General features: G+C 59.3%; 11 protein-coding genes and 1 pseudogene. 4 read left to right on the top strand and 8 right to left on the bottom strand.

The features are described 5' to 3' along the window. Positions 1–12 precede the first annotated feature (12 nt). On the bottom strand, positions 13–1,596 hold the full coding sequence (locus C1719_RS03375; protein ID WP_102373996.1) for an FAD-dependent oxidoreductase: 1,584 nt from the start codon (positions 1,594–1,596) through the stop codon (positions 13–15). A gap of 249 nt (positions 1,597–1,845) precedes the next feature. Between C1719_RS03375 and C1719_RS03370 the strand changes: the two genes are divergently transcribed. Further along, complete coding sequence (locus C1719_RS03370; RefSeq protein WP_180963447.1) at positions 1,846–3,384, top strand: helix-turn-helix transcriptional regulator; 1,539 nt, start codon at positions 1,846–1,848, stop codon at positions 3,382–3,384. A gap of 42 nt (positions 3,385–3,426) precedes the next feature. Here the strand turns inward: C1719_RS03370 and C1719_RS03365 are convergent, their stop codons facing one another. Next, on the bottom strand, positions 3,427–4,311 hold the full coding sequence (locus tag C1719_RS03365) for a methionyl aminopeptidase (RefSeq protein ID WP_102373792.1): 885 nt from the start codon (positions 4,309–4,311) through the stop codon (positions 3,427–3,429). Positions 4,312–4,399: 88 nt separating this feature from the next. Continuing rightward, positions 4,400–4,630 (bottom strand): annotated as a pseudogene (locus C1719_RS03360) (peroxiredoxin); the annotation flags it as partial. Positions 4,631–4,837: 207 nt separating this feature from the next. Here C1719_RS03360 and C1719_RS03355 point away from each other — a divergent pair. From C1719_RS03355 to C1719_RS03345, 3 genes are all read left to right on the top strand, one after another. Then, complete coding sequence (locus tag C1719_RS03355) at positions 4,838–5,089, top strand: hypothetical protein (RefSeq protein WP_102373791.1); 252 nt, start codon at positions 4,838–4,840, stop codon at positions 5,087–5,089. A 219-nt stretch (positions 5,090–5,308) separates the two neighbouring features. Further along, a complete protein-coding gene (locus C1719_RS03350; RefSeq protein WP_180963446.1) occupies positions 5,309–5,860 on the top strand; it encodes an RNA polymerase sigma factor in 552 nt (183 codons plus the stop codon). Beyond that, positions 5,857–7,422, top strand: a complete 1,566-nt coding sequence (locus C1719_RS03345; protein WP_102373789.1) for a hypothetical protein — start codon at positions 5,857–5,859, stop codon at positions 7,420–7,422. The genes C1719_RS03350 and C1719_RS03345 overlap by 4 nt, the downstream gene beginning before the upstream one ends. Before the next feature lie 74 nt (positions 7,423–7,496). Here C1719_RS03345 and C1719_RS03340 read toward each other — a convergent pair whose 3' ends face one another. From C1719_RS03340 to C1719_RS03320, 5 genes are all read right to left on the bottom strand, one after another. Next, positions 7,497–8,450: a sensor histidine kinase gene (locus C1719_RS03340; RefSeq protein WP_102373788.1), complete on the bottom strand. Its 954-nt coding sequence runs from the start codon at positions 8,448–8,450 to the stop codon at positions 7,497–7,499. 12 nt (positions 8,451–8,462) lie between these two features. Beyond that, positions 8,463–9,236: an ABC transporter permease gene (locus C1719_RS03335; protein WP_102373787.1), complete on the bottom strand. Its 774-nt coding sequence runs from the start codon at positions 9,234–9,236 to the stop codon at positions 8,463–8,465. Continuing rightward, on the bottom strand, positions 9,236–10,153 hold the full coding sequence (locus C1719_RS03330; protein ID WP_102373786.1) for an ABC transporter ATP-binding protein: 918 nt from the start codon (positions 10,151–10,153) through the stop codon (positions 9,236–9,238). Before C1719_RS03330 ends, C1719_RS03335 begins: the two co-directional genes overlap by 1 nt. A 228-nt stretch (positions 10,154–10,381) precedes the next feature. Then, the gene (locus tag C1719_RS03325; RefSeq protein ID WP_245874308.1) at positions 10,382–11,086 is read right to left on the bottom strand and encodes a response regulator transcription factor; all 705 of its coding nucleotides are present in this window, start codon (positions 11,084–11,086) and stop codon (positions 10,382–10,384) included. A 445-nt stretch (positions 11,087–11,531) separates the two neighbouring features. Next, entirely contained in the window at positions 11,532–12,266 is a 735-nt protein-coding gene (locus C1719_RS03320) for an endonuclease domain-containing protein (protein ID WP_245874306.1), read from the bottom strand. Positions 12,267–12,289: the final 23 nt, after the last annotated feature.

Below are 12,289 nucleotides of genomic sequence, written 5' to 3'. Positions count from 1 at the left end.
ATCGGCGAAGCATTAGCCGGCGATATAGCCGTGCGCGTGATTGGCCGCCGTGCGGCCGGAGTTCACGTTGTTGCCGTTGCACGTACCGCCCACGTTGATGGTGTAGATGTTGCGATACAGCATGCAGCCGTCCGTGCCGACGGCGTACAGGCCGGCGATGGGCTCCTTGGTCTGGTTGACCACCTGCGCGTCTATATTGCACTCGATGCCGCCGACCGACATCAGGTAGTACTGGTTCAGCTTCGCCATGTAAAACGGGGGCGTGGAAATGGGGACCATGGATTCGGCGGGCTTCCCAAAATCAGCATCGGCACCCTGCTCGCACAGTTCGTTGTACCGATCCACGCTCGCCTGCAGTGCAGCGGCATCCATGCCGAAGTATTCGGCAAGCTCGGCGATGCTGTCGGCTTTGCACAGATCGTCTTCGGGATCGGTGTCTACGAATTCCAGCATATCGGGATCCCCGGCCAACCCCGCCTCGAGAATGGCGCGGTCGAACACCGAGTACATGGCACGGTGCGTCATGGCAGGCACGCTCTGCATCTCGAAGTTGTCTTTCGCGAAATCCTCGCAGATAAAGCGCTCGCCGTCTTCGTTCACCCACAGCTGGGCGCCGCCCGTTCCGAACATCCCCGCACCGCAGAACACCGAGGTGAACGTATCGGCCTTCCATGCGAAGGTGTCGCCGCGACCGCAAATGTTCGTGCAGTTGAATGTTGAGCTGCTCACAAAGCTACGTGCGCCTACGTCGAACGCCATCTTCAGCCCATCGCCGTTATGTCCGGGCGTTCCACCGTAGATGATGTTGTCCCAATTCCATCCGCGCTCCTCCATGAGCTCCTGATTCTGCGCGTAACCGCCGGTTGCGAGAATGACGGCTTTCGCGTTGATCTGCAGCGTATTGCCACCCGAATCCTCAGCGTAAAGACCGGCGACCTTCCCGTCGGACATGATAAGCTGCTTCGCAGAAGTCTCCAAGCGCATGTCGACGCCGAGCTCTTTGGCTCGGGCCGTCATCTGAGGGACATAGCCAACGCTTGCAACATCGCCCTCGAACCAATGAAAGCAGCTCACGACGCCCGACCCCAAGTAGTCGTCGACCATTCCAGAGAACTGCACGCCTTGCTCGATCAGCCATTCCACGTTGTCGCCCGATGCGTTTATAAACCGGTTCCACAAAGCGCCGTTTGTTGCCATCTGGGCTTCTTCCATCTCCGTTTGGATGATCTCAACCGGAGTGACTTCGATGCCGGCATCTTTCTGCAGCTTCGTGCCCACAGCGAAGATGCCCTCTACGCCGATGCCGTTTCCGCCCGTCGTGTTCGTCGCCTCGATCCCAACGACCGCATCTCCGTTGTTGGCGGCCTGCACCGCCGCAGCAAGCCCCGACATGCCAAGGCCCACGACGACGATATCGGCATCGATGGTCTCGACGATCTCGCCCGGTTCGTAAGAAGGCGAATCCCCGCCGTCCTCCTTCGCCGCAGCGTTGCCCCCCGTATTGGCAGGACTGCATCCGGCAAGCCCCGCTCCCGCAAGGGCGACGCCCGCTGCCGTCAATCCGAGAAAACCCCTTCGCGACAAATTCTTTTCCATAGTGACCCCTCTCAATCGCTATCCGTTGCTGCACCTCGCCATACCGCGCAAATCGCTTGGCCGGCAAGTCGACTTTTACAATGGGGCGATCGGAGAAGAAAGTCATCGGAAGAATCGGGTGCACTTGATAATCACCTGATACGGGTGAGGTTGCCGCACACAGCGATGCGGGCACTTGAGAGAGATTCTGAGATAATGGCGTATGAGGGAATCGCTGGGATCGATCACGGATGGGCATGGGCAAACTTCATGGCAAAAGGTTTAGGGTTCGAAAAAGGGATTAGCCTCCTTATCGGCATCGGCTCCTACTGGGCCTGGGCAAGCGTGTCCATGGTCACAGCATCCCTATGGCAAACGGGATCCGCCGACCTCAGCCACGCTTCATGGCTCGTAAACGTAGTGGCGCATTGCGTAAGTCTGCTGGCTTTCGCCGCCCTCAGCGCGAAGACCCCGATCGGCTTTCACGGTCGAACAGCGACAACCTTGTTCCCTGCGATCGTCATCGGGGGAACCGCGCTTCTTTCCATCGGCTACGCGAATGGAGATTTCACAGCACTGGTGTTTGCCGGATCAGCTGTATCGGGAATCGGAACGGCGGGCATGCTGATGCTAGGGTGCGAGCCCTACGCCCGATTGAATCAAGTCAGCGAGCAACGGCTCATCCTGGGCGGCTCGATAGTGGCGGGCATGCTCATCGCGCTGCTTATCCCCAACCTTCCCGATCTCGCCGCCATCGGCACGACGCTGTTGCTGCCCGCCGTAACATCGCTTTGCGTGAAACACGTCGAAAGCCTCGACTCGAAAAGCGACGCGGCCTCCCTTCGATCCGCACCTGAACCAACCGTCGCGCACAAGGAAAACCGCCGCGCCGAAGCGGGTTCGCCATTTTTCAAAACGATATTCCAACAGGGAAAGCGCAACGTTGCGATCCTTTTCATCTGCTGCTTTATCCTAGCCCTCCCTACGGGGCTGTTTCAAAACTGGCACACTTACACAGAGGCAGGAGGAAACCCGTCGGGATGGAACACCATCCTCTCTTGTGTCTGCATGCTGATAGTGATTGCGATTTGCCTTGACTACTACTTCATGGAAAAACGCAGCACCTTCGTATTCTCCCGACTGGTCATACCCCTTATTGCGGGAGGACTGCTCATCATCCCCTCGCTTGCGTCCGGCAAAAGCACCTCCCTCTCCGGTTTCGAATCTTGGGCGGGCGTGCTGACCCTTACGGGATACCACTTGTTTTTGGTTTACGCCTATACCGAATTCGGGTTGCTTGCATCGGAAGCACGGGTGCCGGCGCATCGCGTGTTTGCATGGGGAACAAGCGCCATCGACATAGGGCTCATCGCCGGAACCGCACTCGTTTCAGCCATCCAGCATTTTTCGAGCACATGGGCCATAGGAATCACATTCGGCGTCGTCTACCTATTGCTGCTCGTTGGCATTTTGCTTTTCCCGAAGGTGTTCGAAAGCGTGGAGAACCGCGAGCGCGACAAGGCGGCCGTTTTAAAACTGCGAAGCGGAGTAGGCGGAAGCGGAGCGTCGGGCGGCAACCCTTTGCACGACATAGAAGGACGATGCGGCGTTGTCGCGAGGATGTACGGGCTTTCCGCACGCGAGCAGGATGTGCTCGAATACCTGCTGAAAGGACGAACGCTGCAATCGATCGCCAACGAAACGTTCCTTTCGTACAACACCGTGAAGACCCATGTCAGCCACATCTACCAGAAAGCAGGAGTCCATTCGCGCGACGAGCTCATCGATCTGCTCGACAAGATAGAGTGAGCTTTATCCGCAGCCAGCGCCGATCAACCGCGATCGATCGCCCTACCAGGACAAAAGCTCGTAGCCGTCCTCGGTTACGACGATCTGGACCTCCCACTGGGCGGTCGGCTGGCGGTCGAGCGTGCGCACGGTCCATCCGTTCGGATCGCTCATATCGATTTCCTGCGCACCCATGTTGATCATCGGCTCGATGGTGAACACGAGTCCGGGAACGAGCACCATACCCGAGTTAGCCTCGGCCACGAAGCTCACGAACGGATCCTCATGGAACTCGAGACCGATGCCGTGCCCGCCGAACTCGCGCACGACCGTGTAGCCGTTCTCTTTCGCGAACTTGTTCACGACATGCCCCACATCGCCAAGCAAGCCCCAGGGCCTCACCTGCGCAAGCGCCCTGTCGACTGCTTCCTTCGTTACATCGACGAGCCGCTTTTTCTCTGCATCGACCTCGCCGATGCAGAACATGCGCGACGAATCGGAGAAATAGCCGTCCAAAATGGTCGAGCAGTCGATGTTGACGATATCGCCCTCGACAAGCACCTCGTCATCGGATGGAATGCCGTGGCAGACGACCTCGTTGATCGATGTGCAGACGCTTTTCGGGTAGCCTTCGTAATCAAGCGGGGCCGGTATCGCCCCGCGTTCGACCGTGTAGTCGTGCACCCAGCGGTCGATTTCGCCCGTCGTCACGCCCGGTCCGATGCGTTCTGCCACGTAGTCGAGCACACCGACGTTCACCTTCGCGCTTCGCTTGATTCCCTCGATATCCTCGGGCGTCTTGATCAAACTGCGGAAGGGAACCTCGAACCCTTGATCGTAAAGTCCTTGAAGCCGCTCGTCGAAGCCGAGATGGCACTTCTTGTATTTCCTGCCGCTGCCGCACCAGCACTCGCCGTTGCGACCGGGCTGCGTTATTCCGTCGTACATGCGCGTATCCTTTTCTCTCGCAGCCATTGTACCGCGGCCCCGGGTTCCCCGGCACCGCGATTTACCGCTTATCCGATTGGATGCGCGCCTACAGCTTGCCAACCAGATCGATACCCGGATGGAGTACTTCAGCACCCGGCATCCAGCGAGCCGGGCACACCGCGTCGCCGCGTGCGGCGACGAACTGGCTCGCCTGTACGCGACGCAGAAGCTCCGCGGCGTTGCGGCCGATGTTGCCTGCGTTCACCTCGTAACACACGATTTTTCCCTCGGGGTTCACGATGAAACTGCCGCGTTCGGCCACGCCCTCTTCCTCAACCGACCTCGCCCGCGCTTCAGCGCAATCCGTATAAGGTTTGCAGGCAATCGGCGTCAGATCCGTATCCCCATGAGCAGAAAATCGGTTGGAGCGAAGTCGTGCGCACCTTCGCTCCGTGCTGGATTTCTGGGCAAAATATCAGTTCGATTGGCTATAACGGTGCTGCTATGCTTCTCGTCAACAGAAAAAACGACGAAAGGGAAACCCATGAGCCTCTATTGGCCCGAAGGCAACATCGCAATCGATATCGTCGACGACCCGAACCGCAATCCCTTCGATGCTGCAGCCCATCCGGATGCCACCGTGCTTTCCGTCACACAAGAAGACCTCGAGAACCTCGAGAGCCTCGACGAGATCGCTCGAACGGTCGCCAGCCATCTCGGCGTCGAACTTCCCGAAGCCGATGAGGAAACCCTCGAAAAAAGAAGGGAGCTCCACCGTATGCTTTTCGATGCGTGAGCCGCATCGAACTGGCAGCGTCAGCGACTCGGGACCGCCACGAACCGCACTCCGTCTCCCGCACCTGCTCTTTCCTTGGCCCCTTTGCACATTTTCTGTCGAATCCTCGAAACGGCGAGTGTTTTCACCCCATCGCTGCGAATACGGGTATGTAAGCTTACGAAAGGCCGGCAGCGCGACCGAATGCGGCGCGCAAAGCAGCATACCGAAGGAGGACGATTGAACTCGCAAGAGCTCATCGAGCGGCTGCGACGCCGCGACCAACGCGCATACGAAGAAATCATCGGCGAATACTCCCGGTTGCTCTGGACGGTCGCAGGGCGCCATCTGGCGAAATCCGCTGGGTTTTCGACCGAAGACGTCGAAGAGTGCGTGAGCGAGGCGTTCTTCCGCTTCTGGCAACACCCCGAGCGCTTCGACCCGGAAAAGGCCAGCCTGAAAACCTACCTGTGCACGATAACGAAAAACCTCGCCGTCGACCTGTTCCGCAAACGATCAGGCACCGTTGCCGTAAGCTTCGATGACGCACTTGCGCAAACCTTCGCTCAGCCGCCCGAAGAGCCGATTGACTACCAGGAACTCTACGAAGCGCTTGCCGATCTCCCCGAACCTTCCCGCGAAATCCTTGCGCGCCGCTACTTCTACGAGCAAAAGCCGGCCGCTATCGCCGAAGCGATGGGGATTCCGAAGAAAGAAGTGGAGAACCGGCTGTACCGCGCAAAGAAAACCCTCTCCATCTTACTGTCCGGCGATCAGGAGGACCGACGATGACATCCATGAAGAACCCCCTCGAAAACCTGTCAGCAGAAGCCCTCGCCGACCTTGCGGCCTACGAGCACGCTTTCGACGAAGGAGCTACCGCTCGCATCGCCGCGCGCTTCGCCGGCAAAATCGCCACTGCAAAGACGGCGCAGCGCGATGGCGCTTGCGACCGAACCGAGCGAAGCACCATGCCGGCCGCCCCGACCGCAGCGCTAGCAGCAACCGCGGGAGCAGAGGATCGGGCTTCCGAGACCACGCATCGCAGAACCGGGCGCCTCGTTGCGCTGCTTGCGGCCGCCGCGCTTGTCGTACTGGCGGGCTTCACCTACGCCGACCGCATCCAAGAGCTGTTCGTCTCGTACTTCGGAGGAGGTTCCAACGTGGCAAAACAGGCGCAGCCCGTCGGCGCGACAGCTACCGATCAGGGCATTCGCCTCGACACGGTCTCGGCGATCAACGACGGCGACACCGTCTACCTGATCGTCGATCTTGTGGACGCAACCGGCGATCGCCTGACCGAGGATTTGTTCTTCGGCGATTCGCCCTTGAGCGGTATGCGTTTGATCGGCGAGAATGCCGATGGTCCATACGGTTACGGCGAAGAGACTCTCGCTTTCGACCCCGAAACCAGAACCGCAACGCTTATGGTGACAGGCGAAGGACTCGCATCCGGCGAAACCGCCACGTTGTCCCTCTCGCAGATCTACACGAACAAGACCGACCACGACCTCGTCGCCGACGATTTGAACCTCGCTGACCTGCTCGACCGTGGCGGCACATTCGAGCCGATCGATTGGAACGCCGAACGCGGTTTCAGCGGGGGCGTGAGCACGGAGTTCCTCAGCGACGGGCTTGCCGCGCCCGAAGACATCGAGGAGGTGCTGGTCCGCGACCAGATGCACATCGAGATTCCCGGACTCGACACCAGCTACATCTCCAACATCGCCTATCGCGACGGCTTCCTCCATATTCAGATGAACCCCGCCGATTCAGTAAGCAGCGGCTGGGCGTCGGCGCAGTTGTACGACCTCATCGACACTCGAACAGGCAAAGAGGTTGGCAGTTACTACGGAGCACGGTACGGATCACGCCAGGTCGACGGCTCAGCTCAGGCAGTTGGCGACTATCAAGAAGAAGTTTTCCGCGTCGATGCCGCCGACCTGCCGTACCTCCGGTTGCACGTCTTCGGGCACTCCTTCGACACCCTGATCGAGGGGGATTGGGAAGTTTCCTTCACCGTGCCCGACAGCGTCGAAATTCTCACGGCCGAAACGCGAGCGGCGCTGCCCGGTCCGGGAGAAGGCTTCGTCGTCAACACCGTCGAAGTGTCGCCGCTCAGCGTCATCCTCTCTTTCACCTACGAATCGGCGACCGACCCGCACGACGTCCAAGCCGCGGTGCAGCTCGTGTACCGCAACGGCTCGACCAGTGAAGTCGGCAAAACGATAAGCGGCGGTTCTTCCCTTAACGAGGACACGAAGGAGGGAACCCTCTACTTCGTGAGCCCCATCGAGAACTTCGACGACGTGGTCGCCCTGAGCATCGAAGGCACGACAGTCGATCTGCGCTAGCAGCACAGCCGTCACGTACGTGCGCGACCTGCCAGATCGCGCACGTACACGCACTCCGCGACAAAGCGCACCATCTATTCCTTCACGCCTGTCGAGGCGGCCAAGGCGAGCGCAACCTCGAATCGCAGCCATTGCGCGCCGTCGCGCACCTCGGTTTGAGCCGTCAGGGTGCCGCCCATACGCTCGACGAGATGCTGCGCTATGGTCAAGCCCAGTCCCGAGCTTTCCTGCGTGCGCGAACCATCGACCATGTAGAACGGCTCGAACAGACGCGAGACATCTCCTTCGTCGAGCGACTCGACGTCGTTCGCAAACGAAAGCAGCACGATGCCTTCATCTGAATCCCCGAAGACCCGTACCTCGAACGTCGTCTTTGCATACCTGCCCGCATTGTGCACCAAGTTCGCAACCACGCGTTCGACGGCGGCATCGTTCGCCCATGCGATCACCGCATCGGGGGGAACAGACACAGACACATCGAGCCCGGTTTCGGAAAGCAGGCGGTACTGCCCTGCAATCGATTCCTTCACCAGCCGCCCAACCTCGACCTCGCCCAAGTCAAGGAGATAATCCTCGCCCCTCACGCAGGAAAGTTCGTAAAACTGTCCGATCAGCCGCTGCAGAGAATCGGCCTTGCGTCGCACGATCGCAAGGGATTCGCGCGTCTCTTCGCTCAAACCGCGCTCGTCCACAAGCGCCAAGTAACCGAGAATTGAAGTCAAAGGCGTGCGCAGGTCGTGGCTGATGCGCTCGATCTGGGATTTCAGATCGGCTTCCCGCCGCGCATAACGCACCGCTTCGCTTCGGATGCGCGCAAGCGCCCGGTTGACGGTCCCGAGAAGCGCCTCCAGATCACGATCGGGTGCTGCCAGCTTGACGATGCGGTTCTCTCCCAAATCCTCCACGATCTCGCTCAGCTCGCGATCGGCATCCCGAAGCGACCGGCGCAACAGGGAGTACCGCAGGAAGAAGTATCCCGCAGCCGCAAGGGCCGCCACAAGAGCACCGATCAGAATCCCTTCGACCATACGCCTTCCTTTCTACAGCTCGATCCGGCGAGCCCGCCAAAGACCGATGCCCGCGAACACCGCCAACCACCCGAATCCGACGATCATGCATTTTGCCCATCCGAACGCCTGCTCCCACGGCTTGGCGAAATCCAAAGGAAAGACGCCCACGTTGTAACCGTGCAAAACCGACGGCAACCAGCTGGCCAACTCCGCAATCGGCTCGTAACGCATGCCGACGATGGCAATTGCCTGCGGAATGACGAACACGATGGCCACGAACGCGACCACAGCGCTGGTCGTCTTCGAAAAGAACCCGTCGAGCGCCACCGCAAGAACCACGATCGCCGCAGTCGAGGGAAGTGCCGCCACGATGGCAACCAGCAAATCGACCGAAGGCTCTACGGCAGGGCCCTCGAGCAAAAGCGCTGCGCTCCCAATATAGACGACCAACACGACCACCATGCAGATAAACCCAGCCGCCAGCGAAACGATGCACTTGCCGATGAACAGGCTCGTTCGGGAACAACCGTGGACGATCGCGTTTTTCATCGTGCCGTTCTTTCGGTCATCGGCGTACAGCATGGCGGCGAGCACGCTCCCGAGCACGAACAGCGCAGTCAGCGTATACATAAGGTTGCTGAGCGAGAACCGCACCGTCGCATAGGGAAACGTATCGTCTGTAAACGTCATGGCATACAGAAGAACGTTCATCGCGAGCACAACCGCGCACAGAATGCCCGTCATGCGGTACAGCTCGCTGCCGTGGATAACGCGATACCACTCGCTTTTCAGATAGTTCATCATTACGCGGCGCCCCTTTCCTTCAGGCTCAAGTAGTACTGCTCGAGCGAGGTACGATGCCGTTCGAGCTTGAAGATGCCCATCCCCTGCTCGCTCGCCAACGCGCTATACGCCTCTATGCCGAGCTGCGGGTCGAAGATGCGCACCGTCTTGTCGGGAAGCACCTGATAATGCTCCTGCCCGAGATCTTTCTCAAGCAACGCCGTGTAGCGCTCGGCATCGCTCACCGCGATATCGATGCAATCGGCGCACCGCGCAACAAGACGCTCAGCGCTCACCTGCTCCAATATGCGTCCATGGCTCATGAACGCATATGTGGTCGCCAGCTGCTCGAGCTCGGCGAGGTTGTGACTCGAAAGCATGACGGTGATGCCGCGCTCGCGGTTAAGGCGCTGCAAAAGCGCTCGAACCTCGACGATGCCGCTCGGATCGAGCCCCGTGATCGGTTCGTCTAAGATGAGGATCTCCGGTTCGCCTAAAAGAGCCATCGCAATCCCCAGCCGCTGCTTCATTCCCATCGAAAGGTCTTTGCAGGCCCGGCTTTTCGCATGGGTGAGCCGCATGAGATCCAGCAGTTCCGAAACCACCCCTTGGCCCGGAACACCCTTTTGTATCCGATAGTACTCGAGGTTTTTCTCTACGCTCAGATTCGGGTAGAACCCCGGCTGCTCTACGATGGCCCCTATGCGCGACCGCTGTCTTTCGAGCTCGGCTTGTTCCGTTACGCCGAAGAGGCGCACTTCGCCGGCACTCGGAAACGACAGCCCGCACAACAGCTTGAACAGCGTTGTCTTGCCGGCCCCGTTATCGCCGATAAGCCCGAATATTTCGCCGCGACGCACCGAAACGCCAACGCCGTCCAAGGCGGCGAAATCACCGTAGCGCTTCGTCAGACCCCGTGTTTCTATCACTGCATCCATATGGTCGGTTCTTCCTTTCTTCCGTACTCCGATTGCATGGGAGAACTGTACCGTTCGAGCAATTAATAAGTCCTCAAAGAAGTCTAAGGAAATCGTAAAGATGCGAGCGCGCAGCCAGGGCGAGCCACCGAGAGGCCGTCGGCTCGCAATGGACGCTGCGTGCGAAAGCGAGGGCACTGCGCACTAAAGCGGGTGTGCGGTGCATCGCGAAAGCGAGCACGCGGTGCATCACGAAAGCTTGAACCCGATGCCCCACACCGTCTTGATGTACTCTTCGCCAGGGCACACCGCTGCGAGCTTCTTGCGAATGTTGCTCACGTGAACGTTGATGGCGTTGTCTTCCCCGTAATAGCCGCTCCGCCACACCATCTCGTAAAGCCGTTCTCGAGAGAACACCTTGTCGGGAGCCTGAATGAGCACCCGAAGAATATCGAACTCCGATGCGGTGAGCACGATCTCGCATCCGCCGAGCGTCACCCTGCGCGTCGCCGCGTTCAGCTCCAGATCCTTGAAGACGTAGCGTTCTTCGCCATCACCGGATTCCGCGGCGGCGTGCGATGTGCCCTCGCTGCGTCGCAGGACCGCCTGCACGCGCACGGCAACCTCCTCGGGCTCGAACGGCTTCACGATGTAGTCGTCGGCTCCAAGGGAAAGCATGTCCACCTTGTCGGAAAGACCCGCCTTCGCCGACACGACGATGACGGGCGTACCCGATCGCAGCTCGCCGCGCAGCCGCGACACGAACGCCGTACCGTCTGCGCCCGGCAGCATCATGTCGAGCAGCACGAGATCGAACGCATCGCCCTCGACGCGAAGCAGCCCCTCGGTACCCGAATACGCCTGGACGATTTCGTAACCTTGCTGCTGCATGATCCTTGCGAGCAAAGCGTTGATGTCCGGATCGTCTTCGACAATGAGAATTTTTCGTGCCACCGGGCAACCGTCCTTTCGCATCCTCAAGCGTCCATTATATGCCCTGGCGTAAGAATCTCTCCCACAGCCAGACAAGCGGCGGTTCGGGCCATTCGCCGCATCGTCGCCCCCCATGCCGCAGCGTCGCCCCATGCCGCAGCGCCGTCCCATGCCGTAGCGCCGCCCCATGCCGCATCATCGGACTGTTACGCCATCGCAACACCTCCGACAAAACAGGTAATATATTAATATGCACACTTTTCGTCGAAGTGTTGCGCTCAATCACACTCGGCGCACCTATGCATGCATCCCTGCCGACCACTTGATTTTCGCCACCTGGGAAAACGCATCTCCGGTAATATTGAATCAGATCCCAACCCGCAAACCCACGACCTCAAACGCAACACTTCGACAAAAAGTGTGCATTTCAAAAGTTCTAGGGCGCGCTTCGAAAGCTCGAACCACCTCATTCGTTCGAAGGAAGGCACAGTTGCCGCCTAAGCTTCAGCTTCCTTGCGTGGTAATCAGAAACACGAACCTGCAAACGTTTCCCAAGATGTCGGCGAATCGTCTGCGCTATCCCCTCCGTCGCAGCAAAGCTTTCCAACTCATCGTTGGTAACGCCAATCACCGTCCAACCCATAGCCATCAAGGCATTCGTCCTCCTCGAATCGGCTAGTCTGCTGGCCTCCCCTTCGTGCCACTCCCTGCTCTGGTACTCCACGTCGATCTTGTGTTCCGGCCAACACAGATCGCAGCGAAAGCTCGACCTCCCCGATATCGCCCGCGCCGCAGCGTTCGCGCGAACTTCGTAGTTCATACGGGGGATCCCGAGCCCATGGCCCCCGTATCCCATAGGCAACCCCAAAACGAGAGCCTGCTTCGTTTCGCGCGGAGACGCCGATCCGTCGGCAAGATAGCGAAGCGCACGCGCGGCCTTTCCCGAACCCCTCACGGACGGATTATCGGATACGTAATCGCTCAGCGCGCGAACCGAGGCAAGAGGCTTCGCCCGATAGCGCGTCGGCACCCCCGTTCGCCAACTCTGATACGTTCCGCACAGCTCAAAACCAAGTTCGATGAGGGATATCTCGTCCTCGCAACGAGCCGCCTCCTGAATAAAGGCAAGAGCGGGAGCGCTCGCGCAAATGCCATCGCCAAGACGCAGAAACGAATCGCCCTTGAAGCGAGAAGTACACACATGCAGCGCGTACTCGCCTGACG

Origin of the sequence: Raoultibacter massiliensis (genome assembly GCF_900199545.1) — a bacterium.
Lineage (GTDB): Bacteria > Actinomycetota > Coriobacteriia > Coriobacteriales > Eggerthellaceae > Raoultibacter > Raoultibacter massiliensis.
Note: the sequence above shows the minus strand (reverse complement) of the source record. Positions and strands in the feature narration are given on the sequence as shown.